Origin of the sequence: Luteibacter mycovicinus (assembly GCF_000745235.1) — a bacterium.
In the GTDB taxonomy this organism is placed as follows: domain Bacteria; phylum Pseudomonadota; class Gammaproteobacteria; order Xanthomonadales; family Rhodanobacteraceae; genus Luteibacter; species Luteibacter mycovicinus.
On sequence record NZ_JQNL01000001.1, the window covers coordinates 450,652 to 464,995 of the forward strand.

The 14,344-nt window shown below is 64.7% G+C and carries 11 protein-coding genes and 1 riboswitch; of the genes, 3 read left to right on the forward strand and 8 right to left on the reverse strand.

What is annotated here, in order from left to right; translation table 11 throughout:
• Positions 1–112: 112 nt before the first annotated feature.
• Both FA85_RS02000 and FA85_RS02005 read left to right on the forward strand, forming a co-directional pair.
• On the forward strand, positions 113–613 hold the full coding sequence (locus tag FA85_RS02000; protein ID WP_036112530.1) for a carboxymuconolactone decarboxylase family protein: 501 nt from the start codon (positions 113–115) through the stop codon (positions 611–613).
• 73 nt (positions 614–686) lie between these two features.
• Positions 687–1,571: an RNA polymerase sigma-70 factor gene (locus tag FA85_RS02005; RefSeq protein WP_036117407.1), complete on the forward strand. Its 885-nt coding sequence runs from the start codon at positions 687–689 to the stop codon at positions 1,569–1,571.
• Between the two features lie 947 nt (positions 1,572–2,518).
• On the opposite strand, the gene greA is transcribed toward FA85_RS02005, so the two are convergent.
• Genes greA through carA form a run of 3 tightly spaced genes read right to left on the reverse strand, consistent with a single transcriptional unit; the run spans position 2,519 to position 7,419 of the window.
• Positions 2,519–3,001, reverse strand: a complete 483-nt coding sequence (gene greA, locus FA85_RS02010; RefSeq protein ID WP_036112526.1) for a transcription elongation factor GreA — start codon at positions 2,999–3,001, stop codon at positions 2,519–2,521.
• Positions 2,998–6,225 carry a carbamoyl-phosphate synthase large subunit gene (gene carB, locus FA85_RS02015; protein WP_036112523.1) on the reverse strand — a complete coding sequence of 1,076 codons (3,228 nt, stop codon included), beginning with the start codon at positions 6,223–6,225 and terminating at the stop codon, positions 2,998–3,000. The genes greA and carB overlap by 4 nt, the downstream gene beginning before the upstream one ends.
• A 51-nt stretch (positions 6,226–6,276) precedes the next feature.
• Complete coding sequence (gene carA / locus FA85_RS02020) at positions 6,277–7,419, reverse strand: glutamine-hydrolyzing carbamoyl-phosphate synthase small subunit (protein ID WP_036112519.1); 1,143 nt, start codon at positions 7,417–7,419, stop codon at positions 6,277–6,279.
• A gap of 217 nt (positions 7,420–7,636) precedes the next feature.
• Between carA and FA85_RS02025 the strand changes: the two genes are divergently transcribed.
• Positions 7,637–8,320: a 2OG-Fe(II) oxygenase family protein gene (locus tag FA85_RS02025; RefSeq protein WP_036112516.1), complete on the forward strand. Its 684-nt coding sequence runs from the start codon at positions 7,637–7,639 to the stop codon at positions 8,318–8,320.
• Between the two features lie 54 nt (positions 8,321–8,374).
• Here FA85_RS02025 and FA85_RS02030 read toward each other — a convergent pair whose 3' ends face one another.
• From FA85_RS02030 to grpE, 5 genes are all read right to left on the reverse strand, one after another.
• Complete coding sequence (locus FA85_RS02030; RefSeq protein ID WP_036112512.1) at positions 8,375–9,382, reverse strand: sodium:calcium antiporter; 1,008 nt, start codon at positions 9,380–9,382, stop codon at positions 8,375–8,377.
• A gap of 15 nt (positions 9,383–9,397) precedes the next feature.
• A riboswitch (yybP-ykoY riboswitch) is annotated at positions 9,398–9,597 on the reverse strand.
• Positions 9,598–9,651: 54 nt separating this feature from the next.
• Entirely contained in the window at positions 9,652–10,446 is a 795-nt protein-coding gene (gene dapB / locus FA85_RS02035) for a 4-hydroxy-tetrahydrodipicolinate reductase (RefSeq protein WP_036112509.1), read from the reverse strand.
• Positions 10,443–11,573: a molecular chaperone DnaJ gene (dnaJ, locus tag FA85_RS02040; protein ID WP_036112506.1), complete on the reverse strand. Its 1,131-nt coding sequence runs from the start codon at positions 11,571–11,573 to the stop codon at positions 10,443–10,445. The genes dapB and dnaJ overlap by 4 nt, the downstream gene beginning before the upstream one ends.
• A gap of 127 nt (positions 11,574–11,700) precedes the next feature.
• Positions 11,701–13,629 carry a molecular chaperone DnaK gene (dnaK, locus tag FA85_RS02045; protein ID WP_036112503.1) on the reverse strand — a complete coding sequence of 643 codons (1,929 nt, stop codon included), beginning with the start codon at positions 13,627–13,629 and terminating at the stop codon, positions 11,701–11,703.
• Positions 13,630–13,758: 129 nt separating this feature from the next.
• Entirely contained in the window at positions 13,759–14,295 is a 537-nt protein-coding gene (grpE, locus tag FA85_RS02050; RefSeq protein ID WP_036112500.1) for a nucleotide exchange factor GrpE, read from the reverse strand.
• Positions 14,296–14,344 lie beyond the last annotated feature (49 nt).

Genomic DNA, 14,344 nt, shown 5'->3' on the forward strand with positions numbered 1-14,344 from the left:
GGTTGCCGCCACCCTACGTTGGTCTTAGGGCCGTCACAAAACGCATGGCGATCTCGTCTGACATGTGAAGCCGATCCTTTCGGCCTCCATCACTCACTTCAAGGATTTCGCCATGACCCAGCGTCTCGATTACCAGCAGCAGTCCCCGGAACTGACCAGAAAGCTGACCGAGCTCAGCATGGCCGAGGGCAAGGGCTCGATCGAAGAATCCCTCCGCCTCCTCGTCCATATCCGCGCGTCGCAGATCAACGGCTGCGCCTTCTGCGTGGACATGCACGTGAAGCAGGCCGTCATTCACGGCGAGCACGACCTGCGCCTGCACCACGTCGCCATCTGGCGCGAGTCCAACCTCTTCACGCCTCGCGAACGGGCCAGCCTGGCCTGGACCGAAGCGCTGACCCGGATCCCCGCGCAGGGCGTGCCGGATGACCTCTACGAGCGTGTGCTCGGCCAGCTTTCCGAGAAGGAAGTTTCCGACCTGACCTTCGTGATCGCGGCGATCAACGCGTGGAACCGCCTCAACGTGGCCTTCCGCACCGTGCCTGGCACGATGGACAAGGCCTGGGGACTCGACAAGGCCGGCCTGTCCGATGCGGCGGCCGTAGCCGCCTGACGCATCCGGCGCGACTCGGCGTGCGACACTCCGGGCGATGTCACAAATGCCCGGGGTGCGCCGTCTTATGGGTATGAACCAGGCCACGACTACGTTCTCGACGCTGCGCCCTCGCCTCCACGGCATCGCCTATCGCATGCTGGGCTCCGTGGCCGAGGCGGAAGACCTCGTGCAGGATATCTGGCTGAGCTGGAATGCCGCCGACCAGGCCGCGATCGGTAACAGCGAAGCGTGGCTGGTGGCGGCAACGACCCGCCGCGCCATCGACCGCCTGCGCGCCGCACGGGTGCGCCGCGAGGAATACGTCGGCATATGGCTTCCCGAGCCGATTCTTACTGACGAGGGCACCTCGCCGGAGGATCTGCACGAGCTGGACAGCGACGTCTCAGTCGCCTTTCTGCTGGTGCTCGAACGCTTGTCTCCCGACGCGCGCGCCGCGTTCCTGCTGCGCGAGGTCTTCGACGAGGACTACCCGGAGATCGCGCGCGCCATCGGAAAGAGCGAAGCCAGCTGTCGGCAGCTCGTGCACCGGGCGAAGGATCAGTTGCGTGACGCACGCCCGCGCGCCGGGTTGCCCCGCGACGACCACCTCGACCTGATGCGCCGCTTCGCCGGTGCGCTCACGGCGGGCGACTTTCCCGCCATTCGTTCGATGCTTGCGCCGGATGCGGATCTCACCGGTGATGGCGGAGGCAAGGTCAACAGTTTCCCGAAGCCCATGCTGGGCGCGCAGCGGATCGCGCAGGTGTTTTATGCCGCCCACCTTCGTTATCTCGATCGGGTGACGGTGAGGCTTACGCGAATTAACGGCGAGTGGGCGTTGCTGCGGTACATCGAAGGGAAACTCGAATCGGCGCAGACGTACGTCACAGACGGACGGATGATCCAGAGCATTCATGTCCAGAGGAACCCGGACAAGCTGGAGCGGATTGTGAGAGGTCAGCAGGGGTTTTGCTGAGGCGAGATGAGGCTTTGTTTGGCGGGTTCGGCTCGGGCTCGGCTTCGCCATCGCGTTTGGCTTGCCGCGCTCGCGAGGCATCGGTAAGAGCCGGCGGGTGCCACCCTCGCGTCCACGCCTGCGGCGCCCCCTCAGGGAAAGGCGGCTACCGCCGCCGTGTATCAATGGCCTTCGGCCGGGTCGGGCTTCGCCTGGGGGTTTTCGAGTCGGCTGTCCCTGCCTCCCCGAAAACGGCCGGTCATCCCTGACCGGCCCCCTGCGGGCCTCTTCCAGCCGGCGCCCTCGCCTGCGGCTACCGGACGCGAGGGTGGCACCCGCCGGCTCTTTCGGACGGTGAGGCGGCGTGGGGACGAGCGGCGGTGCGCTTCGTTGGCTGGACCGCTCGCTTGCCTGGGGTGCATGGCCTCGTTCGCCTTAGTGAGGCTGAGGGTTCGCGAACAGGGTTCGCTCCTACCGCACGGCGACCGCAATGGTGGGATACATGGCGGCCTGTAGGAGCGCGCCCTGCGCGCGAAAAGCCAACGAAGCGAAGAAGCCACACCCCGCTCGACCACCAACCCACCTCGGTACACCAAAGAGACGGCGGGGGTGACCCTCGCGGCCGGTAGCCGCAGGCGAGGGCTTCGACTGGACAAGGCCGCGCAGGCGGGGCCGGTCAGGGATGACCGGCCGTTTTCGGGGAGGCAGGGACAGCCGACTCGAAAACCCCCAGGCGAAGCCCGACCCGGCCGAAGGCCATCGATATACGGCGGCGGTAGCCGCCTTTCCTTGAGGGGTCGCCGCAGGCGTGGCCGCGAGGGTCACCCCCGCCGGCTCTCCAACGCACACGACACGCAGCGACAAAGCCAAACGCGATGGCGAAGCCGAGCCCGCAGCACCGCCCCATGTATGCCGCAAAAAAAACGCCCCGACAAAGGGGCGTTTTCAACCGCGGGCAAACGCACAAATTACTTGTAACGCACACCCTTGATCTCATACGTCTTCGTGCCATTCGGCGCGACGAAGTCGAACTCGTCGCCTTCGCTCTTGCCGATCAGCGCACGCGCGATCGGCGACGACACCGCGATCAGGTTCTTCTTGATGTCGGCTTCCAGGTCGCCAACGATCTGATACGTCACTTCCGTATCGTTATCGAGGTCGATCAGTTCGACGATGGCACCGAACACGATGCGCGAGCCCACCGTGAGGCGCTCCGTATCGATGATTTCGGAATTGGACAGCGCCGCTTCCAGCTCGTTGATACGGCCTTCGTTGAAGCCGTGCATCTCGCGTGCGGCGTGATACTCGGCGTTTTCCTTCAGATCGCCATGCGCACGCGCTTCCGCCACGGCGGCGACGATCTCGGGACGCTTCACGCGCTTGAGGTACTCGAGTTCGTCACGAAGACGGTCGGCACCGATGGCGGTCATGGGCGGACGGGTCGGGCTCATGCGTTCAGCTCCTTGTGCAGGTCCTGCAGGCTGTTCACTTCACCATCGGCGTGGAAGTCGAGCGAATGCACGAGGGCACGCGCGCCGGCCACGGTGGTGGAGTACGTGACGCGCTGCTGCAGCGCTTCGCGACGGATCGAGAACGAATCCGAGATGGCCTGCTTGCCTTCCGTCGTGTTGACGATATAGACGACTTCGCCGTTCTTGATCAGGTCGACGATGTGCGGACGGCCCTCGAGCACCTTGTTGATGCGCTCGCACTTCACGCCATGACCCTCGAGGAACGACGCGGTACCGGCCGTGGCCACGACGACGTAACCGCGCGCGGTGACATCCTGCGCGATGGGCAGCAGCCGCTCCTTGTCGGCATCGCGTACCGACATGAAGACCTTGCCCTTCGGCGGCGCCTTGATGCCGGCCGCCTCGTGACCGCGTGCGAACGCCGCGCCGAAGGTGCGACCCACACCCATCACCTCACCCGTGGAACGCATCTCCGGCCCGAGGATCGGGTCGACGTTCTGGAACTTCAGGAACGGGAAGATGGCTTCCTTGACCGAGTAGTACGACGGGATGATTTCCTTCGTCGCGCCCTGGTCGGCGAGCGTGCGGCCGGCCATGGCGCGCGCTGCGATCTTCGCCAGCGACATGCCGGTGGCCTTGCAGACGAACGGCACCGTGCGCGAAGCGCGCGGGTTCACCTCGAGGATGAACACCTCGTCACCCTGGATCGCGAACTGCGTATTCATCAGGCCGATGACCTTCAGCTCACGCGCCAGCTCGGTGACCTGGCGGCGCATTTCGTCCTGCACTTCCTGCGAGAGGGAGTACGGCGGCAGCGAGCACGACGAGTCGCCGGAATGCACGCCGGCCTCTTCGATGTGCTCCATGATGCCGCCGATCAGCACGTTGCCTTCGGCATCGGCGACGATGTCGACGTCCACTTCCACGGCGTGATCGAGGAAACGGTCGAGCAATACCGGCGAATCGTTGGACACCTGCACGGCGTCGCGGATGTAGCGCGAGAGGTCGGCGTCGGCGTAGACGATTTCCATGGCGCGGCCACCGAGCACGTAGCTCGGGCGGACCACCAGCGGATAACCGATCTCACGGGCCAGCGCCAGCGCTTCGTCGGCGTTGCGCGCGGTGCGGTTCGGCGGCTGCTTGAGCTTGAGCTTCTCGATGAGCTGCTGGAAGCGCTCACGGTCTTCCGCCAGGTCGATCGACTCTGCCGAGGTACCGATGACCGGCACGCCGGCGGCTTCGAGCGCACGCGCCAGCTTGAGCGGGGTCTGACCGCCGTACTGCACGATGACGCCCTTGGGTTTTTCGAGGTCGACGATCTCCAGCACGTCTTCGAGCGTCAGCGGCTCGAAGTACAGACGGTCGGAGGTGTCGTAGTCGGTCGAGACGGTTTCCGGGTTGCAGTTGACCATGATGGTTTCGAAACCATCCTCGCGCAGCGCGAGCGCCGCGTGCACGCAGCAGTAGTCGAACTCGATACCCTGACCGATGCGGTTCGGACCGCCGCCCAGCACGATGATCTTGTCGCGGTTGGTCGGGTTGGCCTCGCACTCTTCCTCGTACGTGGAATACATGTACGCGGTGGTGGTGGCGAACTCGGCGGCGCAGGAATCGACGCGCTTGTAGACCGGGCGGACGCCCAGCGTACGACGCACGTGACGCACGGCGGCTTCGTTGGTGTCGACCAGCTCGGCCAGACGCGCATCGGAGAAGCCCATGCGCTTGAGCTCGCGCATGCGCGGCTCGTCCAGCGCGGTCAGACCCTGGCGCTGCACTTCGCCTTCGGTCATCACGATGTCTTCGAACGCGGCCAGGAACCACGGATCGATACGGGTCAGCGCATAGACCTCCTCCAGCGACAGGCCGGCGCGGAAGGCATCGGCCACGTGGAACACGCGGTCCGGACGCGGCTCGCGCAATTCGCGCTTGAGCGTCTGGAAACCTTCTTCGCTACCGATGTCCAGGCCGGTCGGGTTGAGGCCGGTCTTGCCGATCTCGAGGCCACGCAGAGCCTTCTGCATCGACTCGGTGAAGGTACGACCCATCGCCATCACCTCGCCCACCGATTTCATCTGGGTGGTGAGGCGCGCGTCGGCGGCCGGGAACTTCTCGAAAGCGAAGCGCGGGATCTTGGTGACGACGTAATCGATGGACGGCTCGAACGAGGCCGGGGTGAGACCGCCGGTGATGTCGTTCTTCAGTTCGTCCAGCGTGTAACCGACAGCGAGCTTGGCGGCGACCTTCGCGATCGGAAAGCCGGTGGCCTTGGAGGCCAGTGCCGACGAACGCGACACGCGCGGGTTCATCTCGATGACGACCACGCGGCCGTCTTCGGCGTTGATACCGAACTGCACGTTGGAACCGCCGGTATCCACACCGATCTTACGCAGCACCGCGATGGAGGCGTTACGCAGGCGCTGATATTCCTTGTCGGTCAGCGTCTGTGCCGGCGCGACGGTGATCGAGTCGCCCGTGTGCACGCCCATCGGATCGAAGTTTTCGATCGAGCAGACGATGATGCAGTTGTCCGCCTTGTCGCGGACCACTTCCATCTCGAATTCCTTCCAGCCCAGCACCGACTCTTCGACCAGCACTTCGTGCACGGGCGAGAGTTCGAGGCCGCGGCCGACGATCTCGACGAATTCTTCCTTGTTGTATGCGATGCCGCCACCCGAACCACCCAGCGTGAAGCTGGGGCGGATGATGGTCGGGAAGCCGACCGTGGCCTGGATTTCCAGCGCCTGTTCCATCGAGCGGGCCACCTCGGCCTTCGGGCACTCCAGACCGATCTCGGCCATGGCGATGCGGAAGAGGTTGCGGTCCTCCGCCATGCGGATGGCTTCGCGCGACGCGCCGATCAGCTCGACGTTGTATTTCTCGAGCACGCCGTTGTCGGCGAGGTCGAGGGCGCAATTCAGGCCGGTCTGGCCGCCCATCGTCGGCAGGATCGCGTCGGGGCGCTCCTTGGCGATGATGCGCTCCACCGTCTGCCAGTTGATCGGCTCGATGTAGACGGCGTGGGCCGTGTCCGGGTCGGTCATGATCGTCGCCGGGTTCGAATTGACCAGGACGACGCGGTAACCCTCTTCCTTCAGCGCCTTGCAGGCCTGTGCGCCGGAATAGTCGAACTCGCAGGCCTGGCCGATGACGATCGGGCCGGCACCGATGACGAGGATGGTCTTGATGTCTGTGCGCTTGGGCATGGTATCTCTCGCAAACGAAGCGGATGGATGAACGGAAGGGCCAGCGGCGCGTCAGGACGCGCGCTTGGCCTTGTGCTCTTCCATCGAGGCGATGAACGTGTCGAACAGGTAACCGACGTCCTCCGGGCCCGGGCTGGCTTCCGGATGACCCTGGAAACAGAACGCGGGGCGGTCCGTCAGGGCGAAGCCCTGCAGCGAGCCGTCGAACAGCGAGGTGTGGGTGACGCGCACGTTGGCCGGCAGCGTGGCCGGATCCACCGCGAAGCCGTGGTTCTGCGAGCTGATCAGCACGCGGCCGGTGTCGTGATCCTTCACCGGATGATTGGCGCCGTGGTGGCCGAACTTCATCTTCAGCGTCTTCGCGCCGACGGCCAGCGCCAGGATCTGATGTCCCAGGCAGATGCCGAACAGCGGGATCTTGGTATCGAGGATCCGCTTCGTCGCTTCGATCGCGTAGTCGCACGCGGCCGGGTCGCCCGGGCCATTGGCCAGGAAGACGCCGTCCGGATTCATCGCCAGCACATCGTCGGCGGGCGTCTGCGCCGGCACCACGGTGATGTCGACACCGCGGCCGGCGAGCAGGCGCAGGATGTTCTGCTTCACACCGAAGTCGTAAGCGACGACCCTGAACTTCTTCGGCGCGTTGTAGAACGCCTGCTTGTCGAGGTCGTACACACCTTCGGACCACTGATAGGTCCGGGTGGTGCTGACGACCTTGGCGAGGTCCATGCCATTGAGGCCTTCGAAGCCGCGCGCCTTGGCGACGGCGGCATCGGCGTCGATCGCGTCACCGGCGACGATGCAGCCGCTCAGCGCGCCCTTCTCGCGAAGGATGCGTGTGAGGCGACGCGTGTCGATACCGGCGATGGCGACGATGCCGTTGCGCTCGAGATACTGCGGCAGGGGCTCGACGCTGCGCCAGTTGCTGGCAAGGCGCGGCACGTCGCGGACGATGAGGCCCGCCGCGTGGACGCGGTCGGCTTCGACGTCGACATCGTTGGTGCCGGTGTTGCCGATGTGCGGATAGGTCAGCGTGACGATCTGACGGGAGTACGAGGGGTCGGTCAGGATTTCCTGATAACCGGTCATGGCGGTGTTGAACACCACCTCACCAATCGTCTCACCACGGGCACCGACCGCGTGGCCGTGAAAAATGCTGCCGTCTTCGAGAGCAAGCAGAGCAGGAGTACGCATGGGATGGCCGCCTTCGGGTGCAGCAAAGCCCGCAAGCCTGCATTTAGCGGCTCGTGGGCCTTGGGGATATAGGGGTCGCTGGGCGGGTAAGAATGATAGGCGCCAGGGCCCGTTTTGTCCACCGCAAAACGATGAACGACCCTGCGGCGGAATATCGCTGGTGAACAGGTCCGACGCGATACAATGGCGCCCGAGCCAGACCACCGAGAACCACCGCATGCTGCTCGACCCCGCCCGCCTGGACCGTCCCGACACCGACATCCGGCACGAGCCCTTTTCGTTCATGATCGCCCACGGCCAGCTGCCGGACGAGTCGCGATCCGAACTGGACCGCGACTTCCCGCAATACACCAGCGCCGGCTTCTTCCCCTACGACGCCAGCGACTGCGGCCCGTCCGTGAACGAGCTGGTCAAGCAGATGACCTCGCGCCAGTTCTCTTCCGCCATCGGTAAACACCTCGGCATTCCCGGCCTGGAGAACTATCCCACCCTGGTCACGATCTGCCGCCTGCTCAACCGCCGGCACGGCACCATCCACACCGACAGCAAGTCCAAGATCGCCACCGCGCTGATCTACCTCAACCCGATGTGGCCGGATACCAGCGACGGCTGCCTCCGTTTCCTCAGCTCGATCAATGACATCGACGACATCGTCGCGCCGGAGCTGAAGCCGCTTTACGGGGAGTTCGCCGTGTTCCGCCGGGCCGAGAACTCCTTCCATGGTCACCTGCCCTATGAGGGCGAGCGCCGGGTCATTCAGGTCGCCTGGCTGACCTCCGAAGAGGAGAAAGCCCGCAAGACCAAGCGGGGCAAGTTCTCGCGGGTGTTCAAGAAGATCTTCGGAAAGCTGGACCGGAAGGTGGGTGCCGATCGCGACCGGAACGCCTCGCATCCGGACTGAGTTTGGCTGAATTCGTCGGCGGGCGGGCTCTCGCCAGAGCCGATCTTCCGTCCCTCACCGCACCCCGAACCACCAGCCGACGAACACGGCAAACACGCCGTACAGCGCGCCGATCGGCATCAGCCAGCGCGCTTCCACCGACCCATGCCGGAACATCGCCCACAACGCGATCACCGCCACCATCGTGACGCCGCCAGCCACGATCAGCGGCGTATCGAACAGCCACGGCGTAGCGAACAACGCCATCGAGCTCGGAATGGTCGCCTGAATCATCATGGCGCCGGAGATGTTGGCCAGCGCCAGCCGCTCCTTGCCCTGGCGCACCCAGATCAGTGCGTTCACCGTTTCGGGCAGTTCGGTCGCCACGGGGCTCAGCACCAGCGCGACGATGTGCGGCGACAGGTGGAAGAATTCACCGAAGGCTTCAAGCTGCCACACGAAGGTGCGCGACGCGATGGCGATGACGATCAACGCCAGGCTGGTTTGCAGCGCGATCCAGCCCATCGTCGGATCGGCGTCATTCGGGCGGAAGGTCAGAGGCTCGAGCTCTTCCTCCTCAGGCGCCGTGCTGTCGTCACGCATCTCGCGCCACACGTAGGCCACGTACGCGAGCAGGAAAAGCACGCCGAGCCAGGGCTTCCATGCGAACGCGACGAGACCCAGGCCGACTTTTACGACGAAGATCGCAAGGAACCACGACTGATCGCGCGCGAGACGCTGGTTATCGACACGCACCCGGAGGTCGGGGCGCTTCAGGCGCTTACGGCCCGCATACAGAGCGAATCCGACCACGGCGTACGCGATGGTCGCGAGTACCAGTGGTCCCCCGAGGGCCGCACCGACGCCGATATCCTTAGCCGCGGCATCCTTACCGAACATCACGGCGACGAACGTCACCGCGCTTTCGGGAAGCGCCGTACCGAAGGCCGCGAGGACCGTACCGGTAGCGGTGGCGCCGAGGTTGAGCTTGCGCCCGAACCATTCGACGCCGTTGACGAAGTATTCGCACGCGAAATAGATGGCCCCGGCCGAAACCAGGAAGAGAAAGCATGTCAGCAGCATGTTTTATCTAAGGCCGAGCGAGCGAGAAAATACCGATGGCTCAACGACACCGCTCGCCCGGCCTGGGTAAGCATGTCGCTGGCCAAAGGTCTCGCCGGGCCGGCAACGCACCGTGTGTGCGTCGCTGCCGTTCGCGCCATGGGGCACAAGGCCACCAAGTCTGTTGACGCGAACTCTCCTGGGTACGGAGATGGCTACTCCCCAATGACTTCGGGGCGGATGTTAACACGTGCTCTCAGATCAGGTGAGAGCGATTCTTACGCAGAGCATCAAACCTTTGCGGCGATCACGTCTTCGATCGTCCAGGTCCCCGGCGCACGCCCGGCGATCCACGCTGCGGACTCCAGCGCGCCGCGCGCAAAGATGGACCGATCCGTCGCGCGATGCCCCAGCTCGATACGCTCGCCCTGCCCCATCAGCAACGCCTGGTGCTCGCCGACGATATCGCCGCCACGTACGACGGCGAAGCCGATCGTCCCTGCCTTACGCGCGCCGGGACGGCCCTCTCTCGAATAGACGGCCAATTCATCCAGCGTCGCGCCACGCCCCGCGGCAGCGGCATGCCCCATTGCCAGCGCGGTACCCGACGGAGCGTCTTCCTTCCGGTTGTGATGGGCCTCGACGATATCGAGGTCCCAGCCAGGCAGTGCCGCGGCGGCTTCACGAAGCAGCCGCGTCAGAACGGCGACACCGAGACTGAAATTGGCGGCATGCAGCACAGCGATGCGTTCCGATGCTTTCGCGAGGCGCTCGGTCTGCTCAGGACCGAGGCCGGTACTGCCGGTCACCAGTGACGCACCACTCGTCTCACAGTAGTCCAGCGCGGAGGCGAGACCCTCCGGACCGCTGAAGTCGATGACGACGTCGATGTCGGAAGCGTCGGTCCAGTCGCTGAAGCGAAGCGCCGACACGTCGCCATAGGCTGCCTTGCCCAGACGCACGGAGTTCGACGAGACGATGGCGCGAACGAGTTCGAAGCGTTCGTCGTCGCGGACAAGACCGAGCAGCGCATGGCCCATCCGGCCGGAGGCGCCGCTGACGGCGAGACGGACGGGACGGGTCATGAAGTGACCCTGGACCAGAAGTCTTTCACCCCATCGATGAACGTCGTCGAGCGCGGCGTATGCTTCGCCGCCTCTTCGCCGACGAACGTCGCTTCGAGCTGGGTAAGCAACTCGCGCTGCTCCTTGGTCAGGCGAACCGGCGTCTCGACCACGACGGTGCACACCAGGTCACCCGTACGGCCGCCGCGAACGGACTTCACCCCCCGACCGCGCATGCGGAACTGATGTCCCGTCTGCGTCTCGGGCGGCACGTTGACGGCCACTTCGCCCTCGAGCGTCGGGACCATCAGTTCGGTACCGAGCGCGGCCTGAGCGAACCGAATCGGCACTTCGCAGTACAGATCGCTGCCATCGCGCTGGAAGATCGCGTGCTCGCGCACACGGACTTCCACGTAGAGATCACCCGACGGCGAACCGGCCGGACCGGCTTCGCCCTGCCCGGTCAGACGGATGCGGTCGCCGTTGTCGACACCGGCCGGAATCTGCACCGACAGCGTGCGTTCTTCTTCCAGACGGCCTTCGCCGTGGCATTTCTTGCAGGGCTTGTCGATCTTCTGGCCGGAGCCGTGACAGGTCGGGCAAGCCTGCTGAATCGAAAAGATGCCGTTCTGCATGCGCACGCGGCCATGGCCGGCGCAGGTGCTGCATTTGGAGACCTTGCCGTCTTCCGAACCGCTCCCGTTGCAGTGATGGCAGTTGACCTGGGTCGGAATCTCGATCTTCTTCTCGACGCCGAACACGGCTTCTTCGAGATCCAGATCCATCATGTAGCGCAGGTCGGCACCGCGACGCGCACGCTGGCGTCCGCCGCCACCGCCGAAGATGTCCCCAAAGATATCGCCAAAGATATCGCCGACGTCGCCAAAACCGGCGCCGCCGCCACGACCAAAGCCACCGCCTTCGAAGGCGGCATGGCCATGCTGATCGTACGCCGCGCGCTTCTGCGCATCGGACAGCACGTCGTAGGCCTCCTTGGCTTCCTTGAATTTCTCGATCGCAGTCGGATCGTCCGGATTGCGGTCGGGGTGGTACTTCATCGCCACGCGACGGAAGGTCGTCTTGAGGTCGCCCTCGGTCACGGTGCGCTCAACACCGAGAATTTCGTAGTAGTCGCGCTTGCTGCTCATTACACGCTTGCTTTCCCTGGACGGACGAACGCGCCGAGAGGTTTCCCTTCGACGCGATCATACCGGTTAACCGTTGTCACACCGCGGGCGCCGGGCCCGCGGTGTGCCGTTGCTCTACAGGACGAAATTACTTCTTCTCGTCCTTGACTTCGGTGAACTCGGCGTCCACCACGTCGTCCGGCTGAGCCGAGCCGCCGCCCGGTGCGGACTGCTGCGCGGTGTCCTGCGTGCCGCCACTGGACTGAGCCGCGGCGGACAGCGCCTGAGCGACCTGCTCCAGGTTGGTGATCTTCGCCTCGATGGCGTCCTTGTCTTCGCCGGTCAGCGCCTTCTCGAGTTCCGACACCGCGCCGTCGATGCTGGCGAGCTGCTCGGCCGGGATCTTGCCGCCGTGCTCCTTGAGCTGGCTGCGCGTGGCATGGACGAGCTGGTCACCCTTGTTACGCGTCTGCACCAAGTCGTGGAACTTACGGTCTTCTTCGCGATTGGCTTCCGCATCGGCGACCATGCGTGCGACTTCGTCATCCGACAGGCCCGAGCCGGCCTTGATCTCGATCTTCTGTTCCTTGCCCGTGTCCTTGTCCTTCGCGGACACGTGCAGGATGCCGTTGGCGTCGATGTCGAAGGTCACTTCGATCTGCGGCTGACCGCGCGGTGCCGAACGGATGCCGGAGAGGTCGAACTTGCCCAGCGACTTGTTCGCATTGGCACGCTCGCGCTCGCCCTGCAGCACGTGCACGGTCACGGCGGTCTGGTTGTCGTCGGCGGTCGAGAAGGTCTGCGAGGCCTTGGTCGGCACCGTGGTGTTCTTCTCGATGAGCTTGGTCATCACGCCGCCCATGGTCTCGATACCGAGCGACAGCGGGGTCACGTCGAGCAGCAGCACGTCCTTGACCGTACCGCCCAGCACGCCGCCCTGAATCGCGGCGCCGACGGCGACGGCTTCATCCGGGTTGACGTCCTTGCGCGCTTCCTTGCCGAAGAAGTCCTTGACGGCTTCCTGGACCTTGGGCATGCGGGTCTGACCACCGACGAGGATCACCTCGTTGATGTCGGAGATCTTCAGGCCGGCATCGTTCAGCGCCGTGCGGCACGGATCGATGGTGCCCTTGACCAGGTCTTCCACCAGCGACTCCAGCTTGGCGCGGGTCAGCTTGATGTTCAGATGCTTCGGACCCGTCGCATCGGCCGTGACGTACGGCAGGTTGACGTCGGTCTGGTGCGCGGACGAGAGCTCGATCTTGGCGCGCTCGGCGGCGTCCTTCAGACGCTGCAGGGCGAGCTGATCCTTGCGCAGGTCGATGCCCTGCTCCTTCTTGAACTCTTCCACGAGGTAATCGATGACGCGGTTGTCGAAATCTTCGCCGCCGAGGAAGGTGTTGCCGTTGGTCGAGAGCACTTCGAACTGCTTCTCGCCGTCGACGTTGGCGATTTCGATGATGGACACGTCGAACGTGCCGCCGCCGAGATCGTACACGGCGATCTTGCGGTCGGCCGTCGAGGTCTTGTCCAGACCGTAAGCCAGCGCTGCAGCGGTGGGCTCGTTGATGATGCGCTTGACCTCGAGGCCCGCGATCTTGCCGGCGTCCTTGGTCGCCTGGCGCTGGCTGTCGTTGAAGTAGGCCGGCACGGTGATGACGGCCTCGGTCACGGCCTCGCCAAGGAAATCCTCGGCGGTCTTCTTCATCTTCATGAGGACCTTCGCGGACACTTCCTGCGGGGCCATCTTCTTGCCATCGGCGGTCTGCACCCATGCGTCGCCGTTATCGTGCGCGACGATGCCGTATGGAACCAGCTTGAGGTCCTTCTGGACTTCGGCGTCGGTGAACTTGCGGCCGATGAGGCGCTTCACCGCGTAGAAGGTGTTCTTGGGGTTGGTGACGCTCTGACGCTTGGCCGGCGCACCCACCAGGACTTCGTTGTCCTTGGTGAAAGCGACGATGGACGGCGTGGTGCGATCGCCCTCAGCGTTTTCGATAACGCGCGCGGTCGAACCTTCCATCACTGCGACGCAGGAGTTGGTCGTACCGAGGTCGATGCCGATGATCTTGGCCATTGAAGTTGCTCCGTATTTCTAAGCGGCCCCCGCGGCCGCGACTGGTTTGGAAAATGGGGGTGTGCCCCATCGATTCAATATCTGGTGAGACTCCCCGCGGCGCGAAACCGACGCCGGACGGGGTTTGGTTCAGTTGTCGCGAACCACCGCCACGAGAGCCGGACGCAACAGGCGGTCGTTCAGCACGAACCCCTTCTGCACCACGGCCACCACGGTGTTCGGCGCGTGCTCGTTCGATTCGACCGAGCTGATCGCCTGGTGATGCTCCGGGTTGAACGGCTGGTGCAGCGGGTCGACGACCGACAGGCCGTTGGCCTGGGTCACCTTCTCCAGCTGCTTCAGCGACATTTCCAGCCCCTCGCGCAGCGTCTTCGCGTCGGCCGTCTGATTGGCCAGGCCCAGCGCGATGCCGTCGTACACCGGCAGCAGGTCGCCCAGCAGCTTCTCGTTGGCGAAACGGCGGGCCTGGTCGAGGTCACGCTGCATGCGGCGGCGCTGGTTCTCGATCTCCGCCTTCTCGCGCAGGACCGTCTCGCGGGCCTGGGCCAGCTCGACTTCCATCGCGGCAAGCTGGGCGTTCAGCGCGTCGAGCTCGGACTGTGCGCCGTTCTCGTCGACACCGCCGTCCTGCGCCTGATCCGGCGCATGGGGATCGTTGTTCTGCATGGTTACTCCAAATGTCAGCTTCACGGCCCTCCCTCGAGGAGGGCCGAAC

Excerpts from the sequence above, each read along its gene's own strand:
- FA85_RS02000 (WP_036112530.1), top strand. The coding sequence starts at position 113 with ATGACCCAGCGTCTCGATTACCAGCAGCAGTCCCCGGAACTGACCAGA.
- FA85_RS02005 (WP_036117407.1), top strand. The coding sequence starts at position 687 with ATGAACCAGGCCACGACTACGTTCTCGACGCTGCGCCCTCGCCTCCAC.
- greA (WP_036112526.1), bottom strand. The coding sequence starts at position 3,001 with ATGAGCCCGACCCGTCCGCCCATGACCGCCATCGGTGCCGACCGTCTT.
- carB (WP_036112523.1), bottom strand. The coding sequence starts at position 6,225 with ATGCCCAAGCGCACAGACATCAAGACCATCCTCGTCATCGGTGCCGGC.
- carA (WP_036112519.1), bottom strand. The coding sequence starts at position 7,419 with ATGCGTACTCCTGCTCTGCTTGCTCTCGAAGACGGCAGCATTTTTCAC.
- FA85_RS02025 (WP_036112516.1), top strand. The coding sequence starts at position 7,637 with ATGCTGCTCGACCCCGCCCGCCTGGACCGTCCCGACACCGACATCCGG.
- FA85_RS02030 (WP_036112512.1), bottom strand. The coding sequence starts at position 9,382 with ATGCTGCTGACATGCTTTCTCTTCCTGGTTTCGGCCGGGGCCATCTAT.
- dapB (WP_036112509.1), bottom strand. The coding sequence starts at position 10,446 with ATGACCCGTCCCGTCCGTCTCGCCGTCAGCGGCGCCTCCGGCCGGATG.
- dnaJ (WP_036112506.1), bottom strand. The coding sequence starts at position 11,573 with ATGAGCAGCAAGCGCGACTACTACGAAATTCTCGGTGTTGAGCGCACC.
- dnaK (WP_036112503.1), bottom strand. The coding sequence starts at position 13,629 with ATGGCCAAGATCATCGGCATCGACCTCGGTACGACCAACTCCTGCGTC.
- grpE (WP_036112500.1), bottom strand. The coding sequence starts at position 14,295 with ATGCAGAACAACGATCCCCATGCGCCGGATCAGGCGCAGGACGGCGGT.